21 protein-coding genes are annotated in these 26,700 nt (G+C 72.6%); 11 read left to right on the top strand and 10 right to left on the bottom strand.

Annotated features, from left to right (window positions below):
- Positions 1 to 96 precede the first annotated feature (96 nt).
- The 3 genes from ACIRPU_RS34810 to ACIRPU_RS34800 all read right to left on the bottom strand — a co-directional run bounded on the left by ACIRPU_RS34810 (position 97) and on the right by ACIRPU_RS34800 (position 2,421).
- Entirely contained in the window at positions 97 to 510 is a 414-nt protein-coding gene (locus ACIRPU_RS34810) for a zinc ribbon domain-containing protein (RefSeq protein ID WP_355702837.1), read from the bottom strand.
- Between the two features lie 219 nt (positions 511 to 729).
- Positions 730 to 1,452, bottom strand: coding sequence for a TetR family transcriptional regulator (locus tag ACIRPU_RS34805; protein ID WP_385570530.1), 723 nt, complete (start codon positions 1,450 to 1,452; stop codon positions 730 to 732).
- 120 nt (positions 1,453 to 1,572) lie between these two features.
- Entirely contained in the window at positions 1,573 to 2,421 is an 849-nt protein-coding gene (locus ACIRPU_RS34800; RefSeq protein WP_384125271.1) for a bifunctional methylenetetrahydrofolate dehydrogenase/methenyltetrahydrofolate cyclohydrolase, read from the bottom strand.
- Between the two features lie 186 nt (positions 2,422 to 2,607).
- On the opposite strand from ACIRPU_RS34800, the gene ACIRPU_RS34795 reads away from it, so the two are divergent.
- Positions 2,608 to 3,435, top strand: coding sequence for a hypothetical protein (locus ACIRPU_RS34795; RefSeq protein WP_403874544.1), 828 nt, complete (start codon positions 2,608 to 2,610; stop codon positions 3,433 to 3,435).
- Positions 3,436 to 3,492: 57 nt separating this feature from the next.
- On the top strand, positions 3,493 to 4,350 hold the full coding sequence (locus ACIRPU_RS34790; protein WP_403874542.1) for a peptidoglycan-binding protein: 858 nt from the start codon (positions 3,493 to 3,495) through the stop codon (positions 4,348 to 4,350).
- A gap of 217 nt (positions 4,351 to 4,567) precedes the next feature.
- Here ACIRPU_RS34790 and ACIRPU_RS34785 read toward each other — a convergent pair whose 3' ends face one another.
- The 6 genes from ACIRPU_RS34785 to ACIRPU_RS34760 all read right to left on the bottom strand — a co-directional run bounded on the left by ACIRPU_RS34785 (position 4,568) and on the right by ACIRPU_RS34760 (position 13,570).
- On the bottom strand, positions 4,568 to 6,895 hold the full coding sequence (locus tag ACIRPU_RS34785) for a SpoIIE family protein phosphatase (protein ID WP_403874555.1): 2,328 nt from the start codon (positions 6,893 to 6,895) through the stop codon (positions 4,568 to 4,570).
- A gap of 149 nt (positions 6,896 to 7,044) precedes the next feature.
- Complete coding sequence (locus tag ACIRPU_RS34780) at positions 7,045 to 7,425, bottom strand: hypothetical protein (protein ID WP_355702841.1); 381 nt, start codon at positions 7,423 to 7,425, stop codon at positions 7,045 to 7,047.
- Positions 7,426 to 7,722: 297 nt separating this feature from the next.
- Positions 7,723 to 8,646 carry a MurR/RpiR family transcriptional regulator gene (locus ACIRPU_RS34775; RefSeq protein ID WP_355702842.1) on the bottom strand — a complete coding sequence of 308 codons (924 nt, stop codon included), beginning with the start codon at positions 8,644 to 8,646 and terminating at the stop codon, positions 7,723 to 7,725.
- A 99-nt stretch (positions 8,647 to 8,745) separates the two neighbouring features.
- Positions 8,746 to 10,401, bottom strand: coding sequence for a phospholipid carrier-dependent glycosyltransferase (locus ACIRPU_RS34770; protein WP_403874539.1), 1,656 nt, complete (start codon positions 10,399 to 10,401; stop codon positions 8,746 to 8,748).
- 96 nt (positions 10,402 to 10,497) lie between these two features.
- Positions 10,498 to 12,414, bottom strand: a complete 1,917-nt coding sequence (locus tag ACIRPU_RS34765) for a phosphatase PAP2 family protein (RefSeq protein WP_403874537.1) — start codon at positions 12,412 to 12,414, stop codon at positions 10,498 to 10,500.
- 247 nt (positions 12,415 to 12,661) lie between these two features.
- Positions 12,662 to 13,570, bottom strand: a complete 909-nt coding sequence (locus ACIRPU_RS34760) for a BadF/BadG/BcrA/BcrD ATPase family protein (RefSeq protein WP_403874536.1) — start codon at positions 13,568 to 13,570, stop codon at positions 12,662 to 12,664.
- A 321-nt stretch (positions 13,571 to 13,891) separates the two neighbouring features.
- On the opposite strand from ACIRPU_RS34760, the gene ACIRPU_RS34755 reads away from it, so the two are divergent.
- The 6 genes from ACIRPU_RS34755 to ACIRPU_RS34730 all read left to right on the top strand — a co-directional run bounded on the left by ACIRPU_RS34755 (position 13,892) and on the right by ACIRPU_RS34730 (position 22,192).
- Positions 13,892 to 15,025 (top strand): ROK family transcriptional regulator, encoded by a 1,134-nt coding sequence (locus ACIRPU_RS34755; RefSeq protein WP_403874534.1) that lies wholly within the window; start codon positions 13,892 to 13,894, stop codon positions 15,023 to 15,025.
- Between the two features lie 278 nt (positions 15,026 to 15,303).
- Positions 15,304 to 16,626 carry an extracellular solute-binding protein gene (locus tag ACIRPU_RS34750; protein WP_403874532.1) on the top strand — a complete coding sequence of 441 codons (1,323 nt, stop codon included), beginning with the start codon at positions 15,304 to 15,306 and terminating at the stop codon, positions 16,624 to 16,626.
- Positions 16,627 to 16,748: 122 nt separating this feature from the next.
- Positions 16,749 to 17,669 carry a carbohydrate ABC transporter permease gene (locus ACIRPU_RS34745; protein WP_403874530.1) on the top strand — a complete coding sequence of 307 codons (921 nt, stop codon included), beginning with the start codon at positions 16,749 to 16,751 and terminating at the stop codon, positions 17,667 to 17,669.
- Entirely contained in the window at positions 17,666 to 18,568 is a 903-nt protein-coding gene (locus ACIRPU_RS34740) for a carbohydrate ABC transporter permease (protein WP_403874528.1), read from the top strand. Before ACIRPU_RS34745 ends, ACIRPU_RS34740 begins: the two co-directional genes overlap by 4 nt.
- A 2-nt stretch (positions 18,569 to 18,570) precedes the next feature.
- Complete coding sequence (locus ACIRPU_RS34735; RefSeq protein ID WP_403874526.1) at positions 18,571 to 20,289, top strand: hypothetical protein; 1,719 nt, start codon at positions 18,571 to 18,573, stop codon at positions 20,287 to 20,289.
- Between the two features lie 70 nt (positions 20,290 to 20,359).
- A complete protein-coding gene (locus ACIRPU_RS34730) occupies positions 20,360 to 22,192 on the top strand; it encodes a hypothetical protein (protein WP_403874553.1) in 1,833 nt (610 codons plus the stop codon).
- Between the two features lie 179 nt (positions 22,193 to 22,371).
- On the opposite strand, the gene ACIRPU_RS34725 is transcribed toward ACIRPU_RS34730, so the two are convergent.
- Entirely contained in the window at positions 22,372 to 23,013 is a 642-nt protein-coding gene (locus ACIRPU_RS34725) for a nucleoside/nucleotide kinase family protein (RefSeq protein WP_403874524.1), read from the bottom strand.
- A gap of 63 nt (positions 23,014 to 23,076) precedes the next feature.
- Between ACIRPU_RS34725 and ACIRPU_RS34720 the strand changes: the two genes are divergently transcribed.
- From ACIRPU_RS34720 to ACIRPU_RS34710, 3 genes are read left to right on the top strand one after another with little or no spacing between them, the layout of a single operon-like run.
- Positions 23,077 to 23,472, top strand: a complete 396-nt coding sequence (locus tag ACIRPU_RS34720; RefSeq protein WP_355702854.1) for an SgcJ/EcaC family oxidoreductase — start codon at positions 23,077 to 23,079, stop codon at positions 23,470 to 23,472.
- A gap of 57 nt (positions 23,473 to 23,529) precedes the next feature.
- Entirely contained in the window at positions 23,530 to 24,291 is a 762-nt protein-coding gene (locus tag ACIRPU_RS34715; RefSeq protein WP_403874522.1) for a beta-phosphoglucomutase family hydrolase, read from the top strand.
- Complete coding sequence (locus ACIRPU_RS34710; protein WP_403874520.1) at positions 24,288 to 26,630, top strand: glycoside hydrolase family 65 protein; 2,343 nt, start codon at positions 24,288 to 24,290, stop codon at positions 26,628 to 26,630. The genes ACIRPU_RS34715 and ACIRPU_RS34710 overlap by 4 nt, the downstream gene beginning before the upstream one ends.
- Positions 26,631 to 26,700 lie beyond the last annotated feature (70 nt).

The raw sequence follows: 26,700 nt of genomic DNA, 5'->3' as shown, positions 1-26,700 counted from the left end.
CCTCCGTGCGGTGAAGATTCGACACCTCCACCACACACGGGGGCCTTCGCCACGATCAAGACCGGCCCGCGTTAACAACGCTCGTGATCAATACATCTAGTGCCAGGCCCGGTAGGGCTCGTCGAGGAGCTGGAAGACCGGCTCGCCGCGTACCGGGTCCTTGACCGTGGACAGCCGGACGCGGTCGCCGCTGTGGATGCCGATGAGCGGGCCCATGACCCGGCCGCGCACGACGAAGCCCTCGGCCATCTCGACCAGCGACACATTGCGGGCGCCGGGGGTGTTGCGGTTCACCACCGTGGCGTGGCGGACCGTGCCGGCGCCCTCGCTGCGTTCCGTGCGCAGGTCACTGCCCTGACACACCGGGCACAGAAGCCGGTGGTACATGGCGGTGCCGCACCAGGTGCAGCGCTGGAAGAGGATCGTGTCGCCGTCGGCGTTCGCGCGGTCGAGGACGCCCGCCGCGGAGCCGGCGGCCTGCTGAACGGCGTTTCCTGAGTAGTGGTACACGCGGGTCAACTCCCTGCACTCGGCCGGAATCCACGTGCCCGGCTCGCCCGTGCACGCACGTGCGCGGTCAGCCGTGCCACCGTGCACGCCCACAGAGTATGGCACTCAGTGCCACTCGTAAAGGCACTGCGTACCCATAATCTTGCGAGGATTCGGCGCGGATTCGGCAGGGGTTCGGCACGGCATCGGCAGGGGGCCCGAGGGTGTCCTGAGGGGGGTTCAGTCCCGTCCGAGGGTCGTCTCGATCTCCTGCACCACGCGCCACAGCGGTGCCCCGCGTCGGGAGACCACCACGACGACGTCCTCGGGCGACTCGTCGGCGGGCGACACCGGGAGCGAGGGGAGCGCCGAGAACGTGGGGCGTGCCGCGGGCGCCGGGGCCGTCGGGGGTGCGCCGAACGCCGACTGCACGTACCCCAGCGCGTGTTCCACGGTCGCGCTCGCGTCGCCCTGTCCGTCCGAGCGCAGCCAGGAGCGCAGCGCGTTGTTGTGGGCGGCGACCACCGCGGCCGCGATCACGTCGGCGTGCAGGGTGCCGTCGGGCCGGCCGGTGAAGCGGCCCCGGAGGTACTCGGCGAGGGCGCGCTCGTAGCGCCACACGACCGAGAGCTCGTACGCCCGCAGTCCGGGCACCTGTTTGGTGAGCCGGTAGCGCTGCACGGAGAACGAAGGGTTCTCGGCGTACATCAGCAGGACGAGCCGGGCGGCGTCACAGACGCGTCGCACCGGCTCGTGTTCCTTGCCGCTCGCGGCGAGGAAGGCCGTCATGTCGGCGAGGCACCGCTCGTGGTCGGGGAAGACCACGTCCTCCTTGGAGGGGAAGTAGCGGAAGAAGGACCGTCGGCCGACGCCCGCCAGGGCCACGATGTCGTCGACGGTGGTCTGCTCGTAGCCCCGCTCAAGGAACAGCCGGAAGGCCGCCGCGACCAGGGCGTCCCGCATGGGCGGTTTGGCCTCCGCCTTGTGAGTGGCGCTCATGGACGCGAACGTAACACCTGATCGGCACCGATGGCACTCAGTTCCCTCGGTCGGGGAACCGAGTGCCGGGCACGGGTGCCGGTGTCACATCCGCTCGGCCGCCTCGACCACGTTGGTCAGCAGCATCGCGCGCGTCATCGGCCCGACCCCGCCGACCGGCGGGGAGAAGGACCCGGCGACATCGCTCACGTCGGGGTGGACGTCGCCGAGGATGCCCTCGACCGTGCGGGTCAGACCGACGGACAGCACCGTCGCGCCCGGCTTGATCCAGTCGGGCCTGACCAGGTGGGCCACTCCGGCTGCGGCCACCACCACGTCCGCCTCCCGGGCGTGCGCGGCCGTGTCCTGGGTGGCCTCGTGGCACAGGGTCACCGTGGCGTGCTCGGTGCTGCGGGTCAGCATCAGGCCGAGCGGCCTGCCCACGGTGACACCGCAGCCGATGACGCAGAACTGCTGGCCCGTGATCTCCACCCGGTTGCGCCGCAGCAGGTCGATGATGCCGCGCGGGGTGCAGGGCAGCGGGGCCGGGATGCCCAGCACCAGCCGGCCGAGGTTCGTCGGGTGGAGTCCGTCGGCGTCCTTGACCGGGTCGATCAGCTCCAGCACGGCGTGGGTGTCGATATGGGCCGGGAGCGGGAGCTGCACGATGAAGCCGGTGCACGTGGGATCGGCGTTGAGCCGCAGCACGGCGGCCTCGACGTCGGCCTGGGAGGCGTCGGCGGGCAGTTCCACGCGGATCGAGGCGATGCCGACCTGTGCGCAGTCGCGGTGCTTGCCGCCGACGTAGGACCGGCTGCCCGCGTCGTCGCCGACGAGGATCGTGCCCAGCCCCGGATGGATCCCGCGCTCCTTCAACGCCTGGACGCGCAGGGCGAGTTCGCTTTTGATGTCGGCCGCGGCGGCCTTGCCGTCGAGCAGTGTTGCGGTGGTCACGGGAGTCGACGAGCCCTTCGGGAGAAAAACGACGGTCCTGTCATCGTACGACCCGTCCGCACACCGGCCCTCGGGAGTCCCACCGCCGCTCGGGAGCCCCGGTGGCCGCGGCCGTCCCGCCCCGGACCCGCCGCACACCGTCTGACGTACCCTTTCCGCACCGTTCGACCGTCATCAGGAGACCGCATGTCCGCCGCCCGCCCCCGTCTCCTCTACGTGACCGACCTGGCCTATCAGGCGCGCGGGCGCCGCTACTGCGACGAGGACGTCCTCCTCACCTCCCGGCTGCGCGCGGACTTCGACCTGGCCCTGTGCCACCCGCTGGACGCGGCCGCCCTGATGCACTCCTTCGACGGCGTCGTCGTCCGCAACAGCGGCCCGGTCCTGGGCTATCAGAAGGAGTACGACGCCTTCCGGGAACGCGCGCTCCAGGACGGGGTACGCGTCTACAACCCGCTCACCGGCCGCGCCGACATGGCGGGCAAGCAGTACCTCCTCGACCTGAGCGCCGAGGGCTACCCCGTCATCCCCACCGTCGACCGCTCCGAGGACCTGCACCGGCTGCCCGAGGCCGACCGCTACGTCGTCAAGCCCAAGCTCGGCGCCGACTCCATAGGCCTGCGGATCCTGCCGCCCGACGCGCTCCCCGCCCTGGCCGACGGCTCGGTCCTGATCCAGCCGTGCGTCGACTTCGCCTACGAGGTGTCCTTCACCTATGTCGACCACGACTTCCAGTACGCCCTGTACGCGCCGCATCCCGACCGCCGCTGGCAGCTCGAGCCCTACCGGCCCACCGTGCGGGACCTGGAGTTCGCCCGGCGCTTCATCGACTGGAACGGCCTCGCGCACGGCATCCAGCGCGTCGACGCCTGTCGCGCCCCCGACGGCGAACTGCTGCTGGTCGAGCTGGAGGACCTCAACCCGTACCTGTCGCTCGACGCCCTGGACGAGGCCGGACAGGACGCCTTCGTCGCCGCGACGACCCGTTCCCTGCGCCACTTCCTCGCCGGCTGAACCCGTCCGCCCGTCCGCCCGTATCTCTCCTGGGGGACCCACGGGAGGGAGACGAGCGTGCCGACACCGGAGGAACCCGGAAAGCCGCATGAACGCCCGGTCCTGGAACCCATCCGGGTCCTGCGACCGCGCAACACCGACGCCCTCGCGGAGCTGTTCCGCGAGATGGCCGAACTGACCCAGGACCCGGACGCCTACGAGTCGATCCCGCTGCGGCCCGCACCGTCCGTGGACGAGGCGGAGACACAGGAGCTCCCGCCGCAGGAGCTGCCGCCGCAGGAGCTCCCGCCGCCGGACCCCCGCACGGTGACCGCGCCGGCCGCGCAGGCCATGCCGACGCCACGCGGCGGCCGGGACTGGGCGAGCGAGCGCGGCTGGCCCCGCCCGCTGCCCGGCGGCAACGGCCCCGGCAGCCGCCGAGGCGCGCCGCGGGAGCGGGGCGGATCCGGGGCCGCACCGGCCGCGGACGGTGCGCGGGCCCGCGCCCGCGGCGGGTCCGGTGCGGGCGTGCGACGCGGCGCCATCGCGGTCGGCGTGTGCGCCGCCGCCCTCGTCGGCTTCGCCGGCGCGCTGCTGCTGCCGGGCCGGGGCGGCGAGGCCGCCGCGCAGACACCCCCGCCGACGGCGGCCACCCCCACCCCGGCCGCCACCGCGAGCGCGTCCGCCGACCCCGACGGAGCCGGCACCCTGCGGGAGGGGGACAGCGGCACCGAGGTGACCGACCTCCAGCAGCGCCTGCTGCGCATCCCGAACGTGTACGACAACGGCCCCACCGACGGCCGTTACGACACCGTTCTCACCGAGGCCGTGGCCCGTTTCCAGCTCTGGTACGGCATTCGCGGCGACGAGAGCGGCGTCTACGGCGACGACACCCGCCGTGATCTGGAGTCCCGTACCGCCTCGGCCGACGGATGACCGGGTGACCGCCTCGGGGACAGGCCACGGTCGACAGTGTGTCGCGTGTCACCATGGACGGCGGGTCGGCGCGCGTTCGGCGCCTCGACCCGCCGAGCCGAAAGCCGTCCGCATGAGCGTGTCCCGCATCCCGGGTCTGGTGCTGCCCGTCGTGTTCCTGCTGGCCGTCGTGGTCGGGGCGCTGTGGTACTGGCGGCACCGCGACGACTGAGCCGTCCTACCGCTCGGAGTCCGGCGGCACCCGGATGTCGAGCACGCACACATCGTCGCGTACCTCGGGTTCCAGCGTCGCGCCGAGCAGCTGTTCCAGCGGGGCGGGGCCGGCCCCGGTCCGGGGCACGGCGGCCCTGGCCAGCCGCTCCAGGCCGCGGTCGATGCTCTCCAAGGGCCGCTCCACCAGGCCGTCGGTGTAGAGCAGGATCCGGTCGCCGGGCTCCAGCCGGACCTCCGCCGCCTCGTAGCGAGGCGAGTCGGTCGCGCCGAGCAGCATCCCGAAGGGGCGGTCGAGGTAGCGCGCCTCACCGGCTCGCACCAGCAACGGCGGCGGGTGGCCGGCCTGCGCCCACTCCAGTCGCCGTTCGCGCGGGCTGTAGCGGGCCAGCACCATGGTCGCCGAGCCGTGCGGGTCGCGGGAGTGCAGCAGCAGGGCGTTGAGGCGGCTGAGGGCCCCGGTCAGCGACGAACCCGTGATGACCATGCCCTTGGCGGTGAAGCGCAGCAGGGCCATCGAGGCCACCGCGCCCATGCCGTGCCCGGCCACGTCACCCACCACGAACAGGGCGTCGCCGTCGGGCAGTTCGATGGCGCTGAACCAGTCGCCGCCGACGCTGAGTCCCGACTGCGCGGGCAGGTAGGCGATGTCCACGCGCAGCCCGGCCAGCCGGACGGGCTGCTTCGGCAGGGGCAGCAGCGCGTCCTGCAACCGGGCGGCCACCAGGCGCTCGGCCTCGAGCACTCCGTGCTGGGTGAGCATGGCCCGCTCGCTCGCGACGAGGGCGAGTTCGGCGCTGCGCTGCGCGGTGAGGTCCTGCACGAAGCCGTGCACCTCGACGGGGGTGCCGCCGGCGTCCGAGACGGCCTCGGCGACGACCCGCAGATGCCGGATGCCGGCCCGGGTGACGATCCGGAACGGCACGTCGCACGGCCGCCCGTGCCGCACCAGCTCTCCGACGGCGCGGGCGAGCGTCGGCAGGTCCTCGGGGGAGGCGAGGCGCGGCAGGCCGGAAAGCGGGACGACACCCTGGGCGGTGTCCCGCTCGAAGATGCTGAAGACCTGGGAGGACCAGTTTCCCTCGCCCGTGTCCAGGTTCCAGTTGACCCAGCCGAGGTTGCCCAGTCGCTGCACGTCCGCCAGCCGCTGCTCCTGCCGGTCGGACGGATCGTGCCGGACCCAGCTGACGACCAGCCCGTCGCCCAGCCGCATCACCCGCACCGAGTAGGTGGCCGTCTCGCTCACCCCGGACACGATCTGCTGCCGGGCGAACGGCTCGCTCTCGTACGGCCGTTCGTCGGCCAGCACGTGCAGGCACCCCTCCCACAGCGCGTCGCGGGCGACCTCCGGCCAGCAGTCCAGGAAGCGCAGGCCGACCAGCTCGCGCCCGCTGCGGCCCACGGCGTCGGACGTCACGCTGGTCGCGGCTTCGATGCGGAAGTCCTCCACGTCCCCCGACGCGGAGCGCAGCGGGGCGAGGAGCACCGCCGCGACGGGCAGCCGGTCGAGCACCGTCTGCACGGCGTCCGCGACCCCGCCCGCGACGTGGTCCGGCCGGGTGCCGAACATGTGCAACGGGCCCGCGCACAACTGGGCGACGGCCAGCAGATGCTCCCGGACCGGGGGCGGGAAGGGGCCCTCGCGGCGGCGCAGGACGCCGAGCACGAAGTCGGCCGACCCTCCGGTCACCACGGGCAGCCAGGCCCGGGACGGCCACCGCTCGGGCGGGTCCCCGATCAGGTGGTACCGCTTGCCGTCCTCCCGGAGGTCCTCCAGCCAGCGCGGCTGCCCGGCGGCGAGGGCGTCCAGCGCGGCGATCCCGCCGACCGGCGGCACCCGGCTCCACTGTTCGGCCAGCGTCCGCTCGATGCCGGCGTGCCCGGTGAGCTCCAGGCCCCCGCCACGCCGCGCGAAGATCATCACGGCGCCGGCGCCCACGTCAGGGGCGAGCCGGTCCAGCAGACAGCGGGCGAGATCGTGCGGGCTGCCGACCCGGACGAGGGCCCGGGCCAGACAACCGAGGGCGGCGGCGTCGATCTCGTCGGGGGCCGGCCCGGGTGCGGTCCCGCGGTCGGGGAGTCCGGCCGGAGTCGGCGCGGCGCCGCGGGGTTGCGCGAAGAGCGCGCCGAGGGTGATCCAGCACTCCTCGAGAAGCGTCCGCTCCCTGGCCTTCGCCCGCTGCTGGAGCTCCTCCTGCGCGGCGTCCGGCGAGCAGCCGAGCTGTGCCATCACCGCGCCCTTGGCGCGTTCCAGCACGGCCGCGGTGGCCGCAGCATCCTGCAGCCGGTCCAGCTCCGCGCGCTGGCGCGCCACGACCCGGGTCAGCGCCGCCATGTCGGGCACGTCACCGGACTGGGCGGGCAGGGCGGGTTCGCTCGTCACGCCCCGAGCATGGCACATCGTGGTGACTTCGATCGAGGTCTTGCCGCAACGCTCCCGTCAGGCGCGATGCCCGTCGGGGGGAGGCGAACGGATCTTCCCGTTCAGCGCCCGGAGCTCTGCTCGACCAGGGCCTGGGTGACCGCTCGGACGCTGCGGGCGATGTGCTGCAACTGCATGACCTCGGCCGCGTACATCTTGATCGTGTGCTCGATGACCGACTCCGGCAGTCCGAGCCGGGGCAGGTCGGCGCGGGCGGTCTGGAGAGCGGTGCGGGCCACCCGGACCTCGTTCTGGACCTGGATCTGCGCGTGGCGGGCGAGCAGTACCGGGTGGCGCAGCAGCGCCGGGTAGCTCGCGTAGCGCGCGGGCACCAGCTCGCGCAGCCACTTGGCGGCCGAGCGCTCCCAGTCGTAGCTGCCGGGAGTCTTGACCTGGCACGGCCAGTCCGAACTGATGCGCGTCGTCGTCAGGGTCATGATCATCGCTTCCGGTGTTGGCGTCGTGACGGTGGTCCGACGGTTCGGGGTGGCCCCGGCCCAGGGGAAGACCGGGGCCACCACGGGCGCTCGCGCGAGCGATGCCCCGAACACCCTGGGCGCCGACGCGGGTAGGGGACGGCGGCTTCGGGTGCCCGTACATGAGCCCTTTGGCGGGCGGATGCGAGCAGTATTTATATATGCCGACGGCTTTGCAAGACGTATGAAAACATTCATGCGCGAAATGCCCGCAATGATCCCTCTGCGTATTTCCGGGGAGGGGGGTGGCCTTCGGAAGGCCGGTCACTCGCGCAGGAAGAACTGGTGCTGCTCGGCGATCTGCTCGTACTCCTCGAGCCGCGCCTGGGTGCGCTCGGGACCCGCGTCGGTCATCGCCTGGAGCAGCGCGGCGGCCACCACGCCGGGGGCGGCGTAGGAGTCGAAGACCAGGCGGGAGCCGGTGCCGGTGGCGAACGTCGCGTCGGCCTCGTCGGCCACCGGCCCCAGCGCCAGGTCGGTGATCAGCGCCACCTTGAGACCGGCGCTGCGCGCGACCCGTACGGCGGTCAGCGTCTCCTGCGCGTGCCGAGGCATCGAGAACGCCAGCACCCAGGTCCCGCCCGCCTCCCGGGACTGCAGAAGCGCGTCGTAGGCGACGCTGCCGGCCCGGGTCACCAGCCGTACGTCCGGGTGGACCCGACGGGCGGCGTAGGCGAAGTACTCGGCGAGCGAGACGGAGATCCGCAGCCCGAGGACGGTCAGCGGCGTCGACTGCGACAGCTTGCGGCCCACGTCGATGACCCGGTCCGGGTCGGCGAAGTCGCGCCGCAGGTTCTCCAGGTTCTCGATCTCCGCCTCGACCGCCGCCTGGAGCTCGTTGCTCCGGTTCACCTCGGCCGCCGCCGGACCGCCGGCCAGGGCGCCCAGCGCGATCGACTGGAGCCTCTCCCGCAGCGCGGGATACCCGCTGAAGCCGACCGCCGCGGCGAACCGGGTCACCGAGGGCTGACTCACCCCGACCCGGTCCGCGAGGTCGGTGATCGACAGGAACGCCGCCTCGGTGATGTGCTCGATCAGATACTGGGCGATGCGCCGTTGACCCGGGGACAGATGGGGCCCGTCGAAGAGCGCCCTGAGCCGGGAGGTCGGGGACACCTCCGTCTCCGGACCGGTTCTGCCCGAGGTGATCGCGGATGCCTGTGCGCGTGCCTGTTGCGGCGATGGCACCGGTGCGCCTCCTTTGTCTTCCACGGGCTCAACATACTTCAGGGACCGGGCCTGTCAGGGTGGGCGAAGACGCCCTGGCGCACACCCGGTGATCGTGGATTACCGCCGGTACAGCGTGATCGAGTCGCCGACCTCGTCGACCGGCCGGCTGGACCGCAGCAGCACGGCCAGCCCGCCCCTGGCCTCGGCGACCGCGGAGTCCGACACGACCAGCAGCCCGTGCACCTTCGCGGGCGGCACCCGCCTGGGGTCGGAGGCGTCGATGCCGTAGTAGGCGGGCACCCCGCTGCCCTTGTACACGAGCCACACCCGCTCGCCCCGATAGCTGCTGTGCAGCCGGTCCGCCAGCCGTCCCAGGTCCTGGCCCCAGTCCACGTTGGAGTCGTGCAGCCGCAGATGCGTCTTCGCCGGTCCGCCGAACGCCTCGTTGGAGTACGGCAGGTAGGAGGGGTACGTCCGCAGCGAGCTGACGGCGACGAACGCCACCAGCGCCCCCACCGCCACGGGGGCCCACCGCCGGCGCACGGTCAGGACGCACCCCGCGGCCACCGCGAGGAACATCGGCAGGAAGACGGCGTACCGGGTCCCCAGGTCCCGTGCCCCGGTCATGGCCGAGGCCAGCAGCACGGCGGCCGGGACGAGCACGTACGGCGCCGCGGGCCGCAGCCGTCGCACCACGACCAGCACGACCGCCCCGGCCGCCCACAGGGCGAGCATCCCGAGCGGGGTCTTCACGACCAGGGCGACCGGCAGGTAGTACCAGCGGGCGCCGGAGTACACGTGCCCGAACAGGAAGCCCGACCACGACCGGTTCTCCAGACCGAACTGGATCCGCATGCCGTCCCGGTACGCCTCGGGGAAGGGCAGCAGCCGCACGAGGTGCCCGCGCAGGCCGTGCACGACGGGCACATGGGTCGCCCCGGCGTCCCAGCGCAGCCGCGGATCGACCACGAGATACGCGGCCCAGACGACGGCCACGGCGGTCACCGTCACCACCGCCGCACCCAGCAGCGCCCTGCGGAAGCCGCGGGGGCGCCGGGCGCACACCGACAGCGCCGCCAGGGCCGCCAGCACGGGGACCGCGGGCAGCGTGCTCATCTTCGTGGCGAGCGCCGTGCCGAGAGCGGCCCCGGCGAGCGGGAGGTACCGGCGCGCCCCGCTGCGGGCCCGCCACAGCAGCCACGCCGACGTCAGCAGGAACCCCGCCGCCGGGACGTCGAGCGTGGCCAGCGAGCCGTGCGCGACGACGTCGGGGGAGAAGGCGTACAGGGCGAGCGCCGCCAGCGCGGGGACGGGTCCGGCGAGGTCACGGGTGAACGCGAACACCACCAGGCCGAACAGCAGGGTCAGCGCGATCACCGGCAGCCGGGCCCACAGCATCAGCTGCCAGGGGTCGTTGCCGGACTCGTACAGCAGGTGCCGGCCCGCCGCCTCCTGGGTACCGGTGAACGACGGGTCGACGTGCGGGCGGGCGAGGGCCACGCCGACGGCGACGACGAGTTTGCCGAGGGGCGGGTGCTCCGGGTTGAGGCGCACCCGGTGCTCGTGGAGGTACTCGGCCGCCGTCGCGACGTACACCGGCTCGTCGATGGTCGGGGTCTGCCGCACCGCGCCGGTGACCATCGCGACGGCCATCTGGGTCAACAGGACGGCCACCAGGACCGGGACGAGCAGCCGCCGGCGGGCCGGCGGCGAGGGCGGCGCCGCCTTCGCGTCGGGGGTGGTCTCCAGGACCGGGTGCGGTTCGGTTGCCATCGTCCGCCCTGCGGTGACACCGGCCGGCCGGTGGCCGGAACCGGTGCGGAGCCGCCTCGGGGGCTCGCTCCGCGCCGGCTCCCGCCGCGCAGGGTGTTACCGCTTCAGGAGTCGTACCGACAGACCGTCTGCCGTGTACACGGGTACGGCGCGCAGGCCGTCGGAGTTCAGCTCGACGCGGTCGAACTGACCGCGCAGCGCCGCGGCTTCGATCACCGGGACCGTGGTCCCCGCGGCCGGCGGCCGCTCGGCGTCGAGGCGCAGCGACAGCACGGCGCCCCGGTCCAGCCGGACCCGCCCGGACACCGTGAGGACGGGCCCGTGGTGCCCGCGCAGCGTCAGATCCAGCACCGCGCCGGACCCCTGGGCCCACGCGCCCCGCACCCGCACCGGCGCGCCCGCGCGCAGCGTGCCGCCGGTCAGCCGTACGTCGCCCTGGCCGAGGGCGTTGGCGTGCCCGGCGACGAGCACGCCCTCAGTCAGCACGGTACCGCCGTGGTAGCGGTTGTGCCCGGTCAGGGTGAGCGTGCCCGTGCCGCGCTTGGTCAGACCGCCCTCGCCCTCGATGTCGTGGCGCCAGGCGTCGGCCGCGTCGAAGCCGCCCTTCGACGCGTCCAGCGTGACCGTGACGTCGGAGTCGAAGGCGCCGTACCCGTCCGCCGCGGCGAACAGGTTCAGCCGGCCCCACTGCTCGAAGCCGTCCAGCAGGACGTACCCGGAGGGCAGCGCGGTCGTGCGCAGCACCTCGCGGCGCTGGTCGGCGGTCAGGTACGGCAGCCGGGTCTCCAGCAGCACCTCGGCGCCCTTGGGCACGGTGAGCGGCGTCCTGCGGCCCTGGCGCTCGAGGACGTAGGTCAGGCGGGGCTCGTTGGCCCGCGCGTTGGCCTCGCGGTCGGCGTACGCGTCCGAGGCGTCGGAGTGCGCGTAGGCGGACAGGGTGTCGGCCGTGGTGCCGGTCTTCTCGGTGAAGTAGGCCAGGGCCTGGGCGCGGGCGGCCGCCTTGAGGCCGGCGTTGGCCGGATCGGCGAGCGCGGCGGCGGCGAGGGCGGTGGCCATGATGCGGCCGCCCAGGACGTCGACGGTGGAGTGCATGCCGGAGACGATCCGGGTGTGGCTGAGTTCGAGGGCGCGGGTGACCAGTTCCTGGAACCGCTCGGGCACGGCGTACGCGTACGCCAGCGACGCCAGGTGGAAGGCGTTGGTGTGCCCGCTGGGGAAGCCGCCGTCGTCGGTCGGGGAGGTGCCGCGCTGACGCAGCAGCTGCGGGACGACGACCACCTTCGAGTCGTACACCGGGAAGCCGAGGGCATCGGTCTTCCCGGTGTCGACGACCTCGCTGTTCTCGTTCATGCGCCACGGGCGCGGGTACTGGAAGGCGTACTTGCCCGGGTTGCCGGAGGCGAACGGGCCGCGCACGGTGTCGACGAGCTTGGCGACCTGGCCGAGGTCGGAGGTGTAGGAGCCGGCGCCGATCGCGGAGCCGGCGGGCGCGTCCGCGGGCACGGCGTCACTGATCGTGGTGGCGGGAGTGGTGTCCGGCGCGCTGGTGATCGACGTGACGGCCTTGGCGCCGGTCCGGTAGAGATCCGCCAGCGGGCCGAGTCCGGCGATCATCGCGTAGCTCTGGTGCTGGCGGTCGTAGACGAACGCCTGCCGGCCCGCGGCCTCCGTGCGGGAGCGGGTGATCGCGATGCAGTAGCGCATGTTGGCGCGCAGTGTCTCGGGCTGCAAGGGGGTGCCGCTGTTCCAGGCGCCGCCGGTCTTCCACACCTGGGCGAAGCCGCCCAGGATCCGCACCACGGCGTTGGTCTCGGGCGTGAGGTTCGTCGTGATGTTCGTCTTGTAGTCGTCGACGAACGGGAGCGGGCTCGTGGCGGCCTTGGCGTCGGCCGCGCCCAGCCAGGAGACCAGCGTCGGGGCGGCCACCAGGGCCGCCGAGCCGCCGAAGGACACCTTCAGGAAGCGCCTTCTGTTCACGGCCGAGGGGGTGGACTGCCCGGCGGGTGACGGCATGAGTGTGCCTCTCTCGAGTTCTTCGGCCTGGTGGCCGGGAAGGACGTGCGGGATGCCTGCGGGAATACGAGCGGGAATCGTGCGGGAGTGCGTGCGCAGTACGTGCGATCGGATGCGACCCGGCTGTCTTTTGACGACGTGTGAGCCGGAAGACGCGTACGAGCGAAGATCTACGGCCGAGTCGTGTCGCTTCCGCGATGACCCGGCGACCGGTGCGTGTCCTGCGGGTGAACGAGAGGTCGGCGTCTCACAGGAGGGCGCGCGCCAACGCCACCGCGCCCTCGACCGGCGGCACGGTGAGCGGCCGTGGCCGCGCTCCCGGGATCGCGTCGGCGAGCGCGGCGGCGAACGCCTCGTAGAGCGCCGGCTGGCCGAGCACCGTGCCGCCCGCCACCACCACGTCGTCGACCGGGACCCCGCGCGCGGCGAGGCGGGCGACGAGCGCGGCGAGCGCCGCACCGGCCTCGGCGATCACGGAGCGGGCGAGCGCGGAGCCCTCGGCCGCGGCCGCGAAGACGGCGGGAGCGTGCCGTCCCCACTCGGCGGAGACGTCCGAGGCGGCCTCCAGGGCCGCGCCGAGCGCCGGCACCTCGGGCACGCCGAAAGCGGCGAGGAGGCCCAGAGCCAGCGCTCCGGGTTCCTCGCCGCGGTCGTGGGCGGCCCATACGGCCCGGGCCGCCTCGCGGACCAGACCGGCGGCTCCGCCCTCGTCGCCGAGGACCGCGCCCCAGCCGCCCACCTGGACGGGGTCGCCGCCGGGCAGCCGGCCCACCGCCACCGAGCCGGTGCCGGCCACGAGGCCGACGCCCTTGTCCAGTCCGGCGGCGGGCACGAGCAGTTCGGCGTCGCCCACCACGCGCGCGGGCACACCGAGGGAGAGCCGCAGGGCGTCGCGGATCTCCGCGCACTGGCGTGGGGTCTCGCACGCGTGCGCGCCCACCGCGAGTGCGGCGGGGCGCGCGCCCTCGGGCAGCGCCTCGCGGACGAGGTCGGTGAGGCGGCGTGCGGCGGCGGCCCGGTCGTGCGGCCGCCAGCCGGCGCTGGAGCGGACGTGGTCGGCCACGACGACGTCGCCGGCGAGGGCACGCAGATGTGTCTTGGTGCCGCCCACGTCGACGCCGACCACGAGGGGGCCCGAAGGGGGAGAGTCCTGCACGGATCCTCTTTCGTCGTTGCTGCGCAGAGCTGCGACGGCGGGCGAACCGTGTCTGATGGATTACGGATCGGTGAACTAGGGAAGCCCCGGGACGGGCTTCTGACGAGCACGGCAGGCGAGTACCGTGGAGTTCGTTAGGAAGTTAACTAACGAAGTACAGTGCGTCAAGAGCAATCGCGCACTCGTCCGTCCAGGCTCCCGTCCGGGCCGCCGCGGGACGGGAAACGCGCGACGTCGGAGCATCCCATCGCCGCAGCCCGCCGAGAGATCGGCACGGGCGCGCGGCCCTGTACCCGTGTGGGGGAAACTGTGGAACTCGACGTGGCGGAAGCCCCCCGCCTGACCGAGAGCGCCAGTGCGGTGTTCGCCGTGCTGGCCCAGGCGGGCAGCGCGACCCGGCCGCAGCTCGCGACCCTGGCGGGCCTGTCCAAGCCGACGGTGTCCTCCGCCGTCGCCGAGCTGGAGGGCGCCCGGCTGGCCGCGCATTCCGGCACCGCCTCCGGGGGCACCGGCCGCACGGCGGCCGTATACGGTCTCGGCCCGGCCGCCGGCGCGGTACTCGCCGTCGACCTGGGCCCCGCCCTCACCCGGGTCCGCGGCTGCGCCCTGGACGGCACCCTGCTCGCCGAGGCCACCGCCTCCCGCGAGGACGCCGCCGACGCCGTACGGGAGGCCCTCACCGCGCTGCCCGGCGGGGTTCCGCTGCGCTCCATCGTGGTCGCCGTCGGAGACGTCGCCGCGCGGGACCTGCGAGGCAGCGGCATGCGCCCCGCCACCGCCAAGGCCGGCCCGGTCTTCGACGCCATGGCCGTCGCGCTGCCGCCGGGGGTGCCCGTCCACCTGGAGAACAACGTGAACTGCGCCGCGCTCGCGGAACTGCACGAGGGGGCCGCGCGCGGCCGGCACACCTTCGGCTATCTGCGGATCGGGGTGGGCATCGGCCTCGGCATCGTCGTCGGCGGCTCGGTGCTGCGCGGCTCGAACGGCGCCGCCGGAGAGCTGGCCCGGCTGCCGTACCCCTGGGACGACGGCCGTGAGCCGCGTCAGGAGGCACTGGAGGAGTACATCGGCGCGCGTTCCCTGCTGCGCCGCGCCGCGGCGGCCTGGCGGGCCGCCGACGGGCCCTGCCCGCGCACCACCGAGCGGCTCTTCGCCCTCGCGGGGGAGGGGCGTGCCCCGGCCCTCGACGTCGTCGGCCGCCATGCCGCGGACGTGGGACGGCTGGCCGCCGCCGTGACCGCGGTGCTGGACCCGGGCCTGATCGTGCTGGGGGGCAGCACGGGCGCGGATCCGCAGCTGCTGCCCGGGGTGCGGGCCGAGCTGGGGCGGCTGAGCTGGCCCACCGAGGTGGTCAGCAGCACGGTCGGGGACAGCGGCACCGTCGCGGGTGCCGCACGGCTCGCGGTCGCCCGGGGAGTCCAAACCGTGACCGAGGCAGCGCGGGCCAAGGATTGACGGCCTGCGACTCGGTCTGCCAATGTCCGGACAAGCGCTTTCTAAGTCGGTCGGGACGCCGGCTTGGGTTGAGCATCCCGCCCGTACGCGAAGTACGGGAGCCGCACGAGGGCGCGCTTGTGCGACGACGGCCCTCATGGCCGGGGATCCCACCCGTCGAGGCGAAGCGGCCGGGCGAGGCCGACGCCATCGGAAAGCAAACCTTCCTGCAAAATGCACCCGTGCCGCCTCGGTCGGCGCCGTGCTCCGTCCCCTACGACGAAAAAAAGGGATCGAAGATGACCACTGTGGGTGTGCGGCGCTCCCGCCGACTCGGCCGCGGCGGCATACGCCGCCTGGTTCCCCTCGCTGCCGGGGTCGCGGCAGGTGCCCTGCTGCTCTCCGCCTGCGGAGGGGGGTCCGACTCGGGCGGCACGTCCAAGTCGCTGACGTTCTGGATCTCCACGGTTCCGGGGCAGGACGCGGGCTGGAAGAAGATGGTGGCGGACTACAAGAAGGAAACCGGCGTCGCCGTCAAGCTCGTCAACATCCCCTACGACGGCTACGCGACGAAGCTGCACAACGCCGCGCAGGCGAACTCCCTGCCCGACGTGGCGGCCGTGCCGGCGCTGGACCCGATCTGGTCGAGCAAGCTGATCGACCTCGCCTCCATCGCCAACAACAAGACCAACAAGATCAACCCCAACTTCCTCGCCAAGGACTCGTCCGGCAAGGTGCTGGCCATCCCCTCGGACGTCACCGCGTCCGGCCTGTACATCAACAAGTCGCTCTTCGAGAAGGCCGGTGTCTCCTTCCCGACCGAGCCCTCCAAGACCTGGACCTGGACCGACTTCATCAAGGCGGCGAACGAGGTCCGCGAGAAGACCAAGGCCAAGTACTCCCTGACCTTCGACCAGTCGCCGTCGCGGCTGCGCGCCATGGTGTACGAGATGGGCGGGCAGTACGTCCACGCGGACGACTCCGGCAAGTTCTCGGTGGACGCGGCGACCAAGAAGGCCGTGAACACCTTCGTCGGATGGAACGACGACAAGACCATGCCCAAGTCGGTGTGGACCAGCGGCGCCGACCCGTCCGCCATGTTCCAGAGCGGTGACGTCGTCGCCTACTGGTCCGGCGTGTGGCAGGTGCCCGCCTTCGCGGACAGCATCAAGAAGTTCGAGTGGGCGAGCGTCCCGACCCCCGCCCAGCCGGTGCAGGCCAGCGACGTGAACAGCGGCGGCAACGTCGTGGGCTTCAACAACAACGCCGACGCGTCCGCCGCCGCGAAGAAGTTCCTGTCCTGGCTGTACGAGCCGGCCCACTACCAGGCGCTGTGCGAGGCGTCCGGCTTCCTGCCGGTCGAGAGCGGTCTGAACCCGACGTACCCCTTCAAGTCCGAGGCGGCGCAGGCGGCGTTCAAGCTGTACAACGAGTCGATCCCGCTGTACGCCCCGATCTCCGGCTACTTCAACGGTGCGCAGACGAACTGGGTGCTGAAGGGCAAGAGCCTCACTGAGGACCCGACCAAGACGGAGCTGGGCAAGGCGATCAACGGCCAGCAGTCGGCCGACAAGGCCCTGGAGAACATCGTGGCCGGCTACAACCAGCAGGTCGGCGGCTGATCGTAGGCCCGCGCGCCGGGCTGCGGGGTCGAGACCCCGCCGCCCGGCCCGGCCGCCCGGCCAAGGCCGGGCTCATGGCGTGAGCCCACAGGAATCCATTCCACCAGCACGGAGTCAGGAAGATGACAAAACGCGCCTCGGACGTGTCCGCGAGCCCGCCGAGCCCGTCCAGGAGACGCAGCAAGTACATCCTTGCGCCGCTCGTCCTCATCGCGGCCAATGTCGTGCTCTTCGCGCTGTTCTTCGTCTGGCCGGCGGTGATCGGGCTCGTCTACTCGTTCACGAACTACACGGGAGTGGGGGCGTTCCAGTTCGTCGGACTGGACAACTACCACAACCTGCTCGGGGACTCCACGTTCTACGACGCGCTGACCCGGACGCTGCTGTACGCCGTGCTCTTCGTACCGCTGAACTTCGCGGTCTCGCTGCTCACCGCCAACCTGCTGGTGAGCAAGAACGCCAAGGGCGGGTCGGTCGCCCGAGTCCTCTTCTTCATTCCGTGGCTGCTGTCGCCCATCGTCGTGGGTGTCCTGTGGCGGTGGATGTTCGGTGAGAACTTCGGACTGGTCAACTACGTCATCGAGAAGTTCGGCGGCAGCGGCGTTCCGTGGCAGTCGAACGCGGACCTGTCGCTGATAGTGGTCGTGATGGCGGCGTCCTGGGCCTGGACGGGCTTCTCGATGCTGCTGTTCATCGCGGCGATCAAGAACGTGCCGGTGTCCTACTACGAGGCGGCCTCGCTCGACGGCGCCGGCCCCTGGCGCCAGTTCTTCAGCATCACGCTGCCGAGCATCGCGCCCACCTCGTTCATCGTCATCCTGCTCAACACGATCAACGCGATGAAGGAATACCCGGTGTTCGTCGCCCTCAACAACGGCGGACCCGGCACCTCGAACAACCTGCTCGTCCAGTACATCTACGAGACCGGCTTCAAACGGGGCCAGATCGGCTACGCGAGCGCCGCGTCATTCGTGCTCATGCTCATCCTGATGGCCGTCGCGATCGTCCAGCTGATCGTCAACCGGCGGGTGGAGAACCGATGACAACCACAGACATGCCACGCCCGCTCGACGCCGACGCCAAGCGTCCCGCCGCCAAGAAGCGGCCCCGCGGGGCGGCCAGTGGCGGGTTCCGGCGGGCGGTGGCCCCGACGACACTGCTGTGGATCCTGGCGTGCCTGTACGGGTTTCCGGTGCTGTGGTTCGTCCTCAGCTCCTTCAAGCCGGCCAGCGACCTGTTCTCGTATCCGCTGACGCTGGTCCCGCACAACCCCACCCTGTCGGGTTTCAAGGCAGCGTGGGAAAGCGCCAACTTCTCCCAGTACTTCATCAACACGGCCATCGTGTGCGTGATCACGACGATCCTCACGGTGGGCGTCAGCTGCTGCACCGGGTACGCGCTGGCCAAGTACGACAACAAATGGCTCAAGGCGTTCTTCATCTGCATCCTGGCCACCACGATGCTGCCGTCCGAGGTCATGCTCGCCCCCGAATTCCTGGTGGTCCGCAACCTCGGCCTCTACAACTCGTTCGCCGGCATCATCCTCCCGGCCGTGCTCACCGCGACCGGATGCTTCATGTTCCGCCAGTTCTTCCTGACGGTTCCCGACGAACTCGTGGAAGCCGCACGCATCGACGGCGCCCGTGAACTGTCGATCTTCCTGCGGATCATGGTGCCGCTCTCCCGGCCCATCATGCTGACGCTCGCCATCCTGTCCTTCCAGTGGCGGTGGAACGACTACATCTGGCCGCTGCTGATGCTCAACGACCCCAACAAGTTCACCGTGCAGATCGGCATCCAGAGCATCGTCGGCGCGCAGAACATCAACTGGTCGGTACTGCTCGGCGCATCGGTCATCTCCATGATCCCGCTGATCGCCATCTTCCTGGTCTTCCAGCGCTACGTCATGGGCGCCGACATCAACGCCGGACTGAAGGACTGACCGTGCCCACCGCGCTCGACCACGAGTTCGTCCGCGCGGTGGTCCGCGCCGCCGACCGGCCGGCCGCCCCGCTGGCGGCCGGCCCCGACGAGGAACCCGCCGGTGTGTCGCACCGCGATCTCGCGCGCCGGGTGAAGACCCTGGTCGCGGCATACCGTTCCCCGGACTCGGCCCTGCACGGCAGCGAGCGGGCCGTCGCCGCCGCGACGACCCACCTGCGCGCCCTGCGGGCCACGCAGACCACCACCGGCCTCTTCGCGGGCGGCGACAACGTGCAGTCACCGCCGGACTCCGCGTTCACCGTCAACGACGTGTGCGACGCGCACGTCCTGGCCGCCGGCGCGGGGCCGGAGCTGCACGACGTCACGGCGGCGCTCGCCGAGATCGCCGGCTCCGCCTTTGGCAGTCTCCTGACCGGTGGGGTGCACACCCCGAACCACCGCTGGGAGCTGTGCGCGGCGCTGGCCCGGCTGCACCGGTCGTTCCCCGACGACCGGCTGCTCGCCCGCGTCGAGGAGTGGCTCGCCGAGGGCGTCGACATCGACTCGGAGGGCCTGTACTCGGAACGCAGCGCCGTCTACGCGTCCCTCGTGACCAACCCGTCGCTGCTGTTCCTGGCCGACGTGCTCGGCCGCGCCGACCTGCTGGACGCCGTCGAACGCCATCTCGTCACCACCCTGGACCTCATCAGGCCGGACGGCACGGTGGAGACCGTCCACTCGCGACGGCAGGACCAGAACCACTCGTTCCCGCTGGCGCCCTACCTGCCGCACTACCGGCTGCTCGCGATCCGCACCGGCCGGGGCGACTTCGCCCGGGCGGCACGGCTGGCCGCCGCAGACGGCATCGACGACCCCGACCTGCTCGCCCAGACCCTCCTCACCCCGGACCTGTGCCGCGTCCTGCCGACACCGGCCGCCCAGACCCTGCCCCGCGACCGGTACCTCACCACCGCGCGCCTCGCCGCACACGCCTCGGCCACCGCGCACACGGTGGTGTACGGCGGCTCCGACGTGCCCGAGCACCGGCGCATCCGCTCGGGCCTCGCGTGCAACCCGACCTTCCTGCGGCTGTTCGCCGGCGACGCCGTCCTCGACGCGGTCCGTCTCTCGCGCGGGTTCTTCGACCTGGGCCCGTTCCGCGCCGCCGACATGCGACAGCCCGCCGCCCACCGGTACCTGCTCACCGAAACCCTCACGGCCGCCTACTACCAGCCGCTGCCGCCGGACCGGCGACGGGACGACGGCGCCTACCTTCTGGCGGACGAGGGACGCTTCTCGGGCGCGATGGCCTTCCCGGACCGGCCCCGGGACGAGGTCTCCCACACGACCCGCGTCGAGGTCGACCTGCGGGAGGACGGTGCCGACCTGCGGATCGACCTCAGCGGACCACGGGTGCCCTGGGCCCTCGAACTGACCTTCCGCCCGGGCGGCGTGACAGCGGGCGCCGTACCGATCGGCGACGGACGCTGGTGCCTGACGACCGGGCCGATGACCTACCGGGTCGGCGACGACGAGATCCGGGTCGAGGCCGCCGTCGAGGCGGGCGAACCGCTCGCCGGGCCGGACCGCAGTGACGTACTGCGGTACGACCCGGGTCAGGACCACACCGTGGTGGGTGGCACCGACGCGACGACCGGGAACCGCGTCTACATCGGTGGACTCGGCCCGCACACTCTGACCCTCGCCCTGCGCGCCCGCCGGCCCGCACCCGTCGTGTGACTCCGACGACCCACGCCATGGCCATCCCAGGCATGAAGGACTGATCCCCGTGCACCTCACGTCCCCTCCCGTGCACCTCCTCCACCAGCGCGGCCCGCTGCACGACCTGCCCGACACCCCGCAGGCGTACGACGCCGTCCTCGCCGACGTCACCGAACAGGCGCTGCGCCGCCTGACCCCGCAGGGCAACCTGGAGCACCCCGACTGCGTCGACGACATCGGCGACACCTCGCTCGGCATCACCTCCCTGCTGGCCCTGGCCTGGCAGCGCACCAAGGACCCGCGGCTGCCGGAGGCGGTCCGCCGCAGCCTCGCCTTCCACCTCCGCGAGCGGGTCTACCGGGACGACAACCCGGGCTACCCGAACCTGAGGGTGCGCGGCTCCGGACTCCCGTACGCCCGCTACACCCTGGCGGCCGGCGCGCACCCCGTCGGCGACTGGCCGAGCACGGTGTGGGCGCTGCTCCAGGCCGTGAACGTGCTCGACACCGCCGACGGCCTGGTGCCGGACCAGCAGCGCGCCGGCCTGCTGGAGGTGGCGCGCGGCTACTGGAGCTGGCTGACCGAGGCGACCTTCTTCAACCCCCAGGAAGCGGGCAACCAGGCCATCGGCTGCGTGGTCGGCGGCCTGATGCTGGCCCGCCACCTCCCGCCGCAGGACGGCGAGCCGGTCCGCGCCCGGGCACTCGCGCTGTACTCCGACGAGATCCGCGCCCACCGGGTCCGCGACCGGGGCGCCCTGCTGCCCCCCGAGCACGGCGGCGCCTACGACAACAACTACGGCCCGATCTCCCTCTCCTTCCTCGCCCAGGCCCACCGGGTCAGCGGCGAGGAGGTCTTCGCCGAGGACGGCGAGGCCCTCGCCCGCTACCTCGACGCCCGCCTCACCGGCGGCGGCTTCGACAACGGCGGCCCCCGCTACAGCGAGCAGCACTCCGCCTTCGAGTCCGTCCTCGGGCTGCGCTACTTCGGCGCCCGCATCGGCGCCGACCTGGGCCGCTACCGGGGCGACAGCCGCTGGGCGCGGCACGCGGTCAAGGCGGACGGCGGCGTCGACGGCCACTTTGCGTGGATGCTGGTCTGGCAGATCCAGGACACCACGCGCTGGCACCGCGAGCCGTCCACCGGATCCGCCCGGCACCAACTGCGCGCCGGCACCGTGTCGGTGGCCTTCGACGACCGGATGACCCCGGCGGTCGTCGAGGCGGCCGGCACCTACTACCTGCCCGCCGCCGTCGACCGCCAGCACGGCTTCGGCCCCGTCACCGACGGCTTCCTGCTGTGCCGGCCCATGGGCGAGGTCCGGGTCCGCGACGCCCGCGCCGACGGCCTGACGGCCAAGCTGGTCACCAAGCCGGTCGTCGGCCGCGACCACGTCCTGCGCAGCGTGCGCTCCCTGTACGTCACCGACGGCACCACCCTGTGGACGACGGTCGCCGTGGAGCGCCTCGACGGGACGCCGTACCTGCTGGCCGGCCTGCCGTACGCCGAGGACGACGGCGACCGGGTCCGGCGCACGGCCCAGGGCGCCGTCTCCTCACCGGGCGGCCTGCGCCTCACGCACCCGGGCGCGCAGGGCGCCGAGCACTTCGACGCGCGCGCCGAACTCACCCAGGAGCAGGCAGCCTTCGCCCTCGCCGCCGACCCGCGCGGCTACGGCAACCCCGACGAGGGCTGGCGCCACCTGGTCAGCTCGTCGGCACTGGAGGCGGGACCGCTCCCGGACGCGCCGGACGACCTGCACGTGTTCGCTGTGCGCCACGGCTCGTCGGAACCGTTCACGGTGAAGGTCGAGCGGGGCGAGGACGGCCTGACCGTACGGACCGACGCCTTCACGGCCGTCCTCGGACCGGACGACGCGCACGGCGAGCCGACGCTGGCACTGGGCGCCGTCAGCGGCTGAGCGCCGTCCGCGGGGGGCCGCGCACCGCGTACGCGGGCAGCCGGGCGTCAGCGGGGAACGCGGGGGAGAGGGACAGGCCGAACCGCCGCCCCACGACGCCCAGGCTGCGGCGGGAGCCCGTCCGCCAGTCCCCGTCCTCCGGAAGCAGATACGTGCTCCCGTCGGGGGAGACCCGGACGTCAGACGGGCAGGGGCACCACCAGGTCGGCCCGCTCCCGCGTCGGCGCCACCAGTTCGGCGTTGCGCTGATCGCTTCTCAGTACCCAGGCCACCGCCTCCTCGTGCGGCTTGCCGAACTCCTCGTGCCGGGCGACCAGTCGGCGCACGCGCTCGTCCTCGTCGCTCTCGCAGAACCACACCTCGTCCAGCGCGGCCCGCGCCCGTGCCCACGCGCCCGCGCCGAGGAGAAGGTAGTTGCCCTCCGTGACGACCAGCCGGGCCGACGGCGGGACCGGCACGGCCCCCGCGAGCGGCTGCTCCAGCACCCGCTCGAAGCCCGGCGCGTAGACGACGTCCTCGCCGTCCGTCTCCTCGCGCAGCCGCCGCAGCAGGGCCGCGTACCCGGCCGCGTCGAAGGTGTCGGGCGCCCCCTTGCGGTCCCGGCGGCCGAGGCGGTCCAGTTCGTCGTCGGCGAGATGGAAGCCGTCCATCGGGACATGCGCGACCCAGGGCTCCCCGGCGCCGTTCAGCTCCCGCACCAGACGCTCGGCGAGCGTCGTCTTGCCCGAGCCGGGGCTGCCCGCGATGCCGAGGAGCGCCCGCCTGCCGCCGTCCCCGACCAGGGCACGGGCGCGTACGAGCAGATCGTCGAAAGTGAGCACACAGCAGAGTGTCGCAGTCTCCTGGAAGGTGACCCGCAAGGTCGCAAGGAGAGGAGGACGACCATGTCCGACGACGAGTGCCAGATCCGCACCCTGATCACCCGCTGGGCCGACGCCGTCCACCGCGGCGACCTCGACACGGTCCTCGACCGGCACGCCGAGGACCTGGTCATGTACAACGTGGCGGAGCCGTACGAGGGCATCCGGGGCCTGGCCGCCTACCGGGCGACCTGGCCGCCCTTCTTCGTCTGGCAGGCCCAGGGCGCCCGCTTCGACATCGACACCCTCGACGTCACCGCAGGTCATGACGTCGCCTACGCCCACGCCCTGCTGCGCTGCGGCACGCCCGAGGACCTCGCCGAGTACCCGAGCCTGCGGCTGCGGCTCACCTTCGGTCTGCGCAAGGAGCACGGGCGCTGGCTCATCGCCCACGAGCACCACTCGTTCCCGCACGACTGACCGGGTGTGGCGCGCGACACACCGGTGAGGGGCCCGATGTGGGGGAACCAGGGCCGTATGACGTCGACGCTCGGTCTCCCCGAAACGATCCAGGCCTGTCTCTTCGACCTCGACGGGGTCGTCACCCGAACGGCCGTGGTGCACGCGGCCGCCTGGAAGGAGACCTTCGACGCGTTCCTGTACACGCGCGGGGGCGACGACTTCCGGCCGTTCGACGAGGCCCACGACTACGGCGAGTACGTCGACGGCCGCCCCCGCGCCGACGGCGTCCGCACCTTCCTCGCCTCCCGGGACATCGAACTGCCCGAGGGCGAACCAGGTGACCCGCCCGACGCGCAGACCGTCCACGGGCTGGGCAACCGCAAGAACGAGCTGCTCCTGGAGAAGATCCGCACCCAGGGCGTCCGGCCGTACGACGGCACCCTGCGCTACATAGCGGCGGCACGCGCGCGCGGCCTGCGGACGGCGATCGTCTCCTCCAGCGCCAACACCCGTGACGTGCTGCGCTCGATTGACGCCGAGCACCTCTTCGAGGTACGGATCGACGGCGTCGTCGCGGCCGAGCGGGACCTGCCGGGCAAGCCGCGCCCCGACACCTTCCTGGCCGCCGCCCGCGACCTCGGCGTCGAGCCGTCGAGGGCGGCCGTCTTCGAGGACGCGCTGGCCGGGATGGACGCGGGCCGCGCCGGGAACTTCGGATACGTCGTCGGCGTCGACCGGGTCGGGCAGGCCGACGCGCTGTACACGCACGGCGCGGACATCGTGGTGAAGGACCTCGCGGACCTCGCGGACGGCGCCGACGCGGGAGGGCGGGAGTGATCAGGGACCGGTCCTACGCCGTCGAGCCCTGGTACGTGCGCGAGACACGGCTCGACCTCGACGTCCTGGCGCAGAGCGAGTCCGTGTTCGCGCTCTCCAACGGGCACGTCGGCTGGCGCGGCAACCTCGACGAGGGCGAACCGCACGGCCTGCCCGGCGCCTACCTCAACGGCGTCCACGAACTGCACCCGCTGCCGTACGCCGAGGCCGGCTACGGCTACCCGGAGTCCGGGCAGACCGTCATCAACGTCACCAACGGCAAGATCCTGCGGCTGCTGGTCGACGACGAGCCGTTCGACCTGCGCTACGGGCGGCTCGTCACGCACGAGCGGGTGCTCGACCTGCGCCGGGGCGTCCTGGAGCGGACCTGCGAGTGGACCTCGCCCGCCGGTTCCACGGTCCGGGTGCGCTCGACCCGGCTGGTCTCGCTCACCCAGCGGGCCGTGGCCGCCGTCGCCTACGAGGTGGAGGCCGTCGGCAGCACCTCCCGGGTGGTGATCCAGTCCGAGCTGGTCACCAACGAGAGCCTGCCCGACCCGAACGGCGACCCGCGCGCGGCCCGAGCCCTGAAGTCACCGCTGGAGCCGGAGGAGGACGTGGCCGTCGGTCGGCGGCTGCGGCTCGTCCACCGCACGAAACGCAGCGGGCTGCGGGTCGCCGTGGCCGCCGACCACGAGGTCACCGGCCCCGAGCGGACCACCGTCAGCAGCGAGAGCAACGTCGACGTCGCCCGGCTCACCGTCACCTCCGTGCTGGAGCCCGGCGAGCGGCTGCGGGTGGAGAAACTCGTCGCCCACGGCTGGTCCGGCGCCCGCTCCCGGCCCGCGATGAGCGACCAGGTGGAGGCGGCCCTCGCGGCGGCCGGGCACAGCGGCTGGTCGGGCCTCCTGGACGACCAGCGCGCCTACCTCGACGACTTCTGGTCCCGCGCGGACGTCGAGGTCGACGGCGACGAGGAGATCCAGCAGGCCGTCCGCTTCGCCCTCTTCCACGTGCTCCAGGCCGGCGCCCGCGCCGAACAACGCGCCATCCCCGCCAAGGGGCTGACCGGGTCCGGCTACGACGGCCACGCCTTCTGGGACACCGAGACCTTCGTGCTGCCCCTGCTCACCTACACCGCGCCCGGCGCCGTCGCCGAGGCCCTGCGCTGGCGGCAGAACACCCTGCCCGCCGCCCGCGAACGGGCCGTCCAACTCGGCCTGCGCGGCGCCGCGTTCCCCTGGCGGACGATCGAGGGCTCGGAGGGCTCGGCGTACTGGCCGGCCGGAACCGCCGCCTTCCACGTCAACGCCGACATCGCCGACGCCGTGGTCCGGTACGTCACGGCGACCGGGGACCGGGACTTCGAAGCGGCCACCGGCGTCGAACTGCTGGTGGAGACCGCCCGGTTGTGGCGCTCGCTCGGCCACCACGACGCGCACGGCACCTTCCACATCGACGGCGTCACCGGCCCAGACGAGTACAGCGCGGTCGCCGACGACAACACGTACACGAACCTCATGGCCCGGGCGAACCTGCTCGCCGCCGCCGACGCCGTCGCACGGCACCCGGGCGAGGCCGCCCGGCTCGGCGTGGACGAGGAGGAGAGCGCCGCCTGGCGGGACGCGGCCGAGGCGGTGCACGTGCCCTACAACCACGAACTCGGCGTGCACGAACAGCACGCGGGCTTCACCCGATACCAGCAGTGGGACTTCGCCGCCACCCGCCCCGACCAGTACCCCCTGCTGCTCAACTTCCCCTACTTCGACCTCTACCGCAAACAGGTCGTCAAGCAGGCCGACCTGGTCCTGGCGATGTACACCTGCGCGGACCACTTCGACGAGGAGCAGATCGCCCGCAACTTCGCCTACTACGAGCCGTTGACCGTCCGCGACTCCTCCCTCTCCGCGTGCTGTCAGGCGGTGATCGCCGCGCAGGCCGGCCATCTGGGGCTGGCCTACGACTACACGACCGAGGCCGCACTGATGGACCTCGCCGACCTGGAGCACAACACCCGCGACGGGCTGCACATCGCGTCCCTCGCGGGCACCTGGATGGCCCTGGTCGCCGGCTTCGGCGGGCTGCGCGGTGACAGCGAGGGCCTGCGGTTCGCACCCCGGCTGCCGGAGCGGTTCAGCCGTCTCGCCTTCAGCGTCCAACTCCTCGGCCGCCGCCTGCGGGTGGAGATCGGCCCGGACAAGGCGGCGTACACCCTGCTGTCCGGCGCCCCCCTGACGATCCGTCACCACGGCGCCGAGGTGCTGGTGAACGGCGACGGCCCCGTCGTACGCGCCGTACCGCCCGCCCCGGCCCGACCGGTACCGCGCCAGCCTCCGCACCGGGGGCCGAACACCCACTGAGGCCCGGGCCGGCGTCCGGCGGCGTGTTTCCCGGCCGCCGGGCGCTGGTAGGTAGTGGGGGAATCTCAGG

Origin of the sequence: Streptomyces sp. NPDC102259 (assembly GCF_044766465.1) — a bacterium.
Classification (GTDB): Bacteria; Actinomycetota; Actinomycetes; order Streptomycetales; family Streptomycetaceae; genus Streptomyces.
Note: the sequence above shows the minus strand (reverse complement) of the source record. Positions and strands in the feature narration are given on the sequence as shown.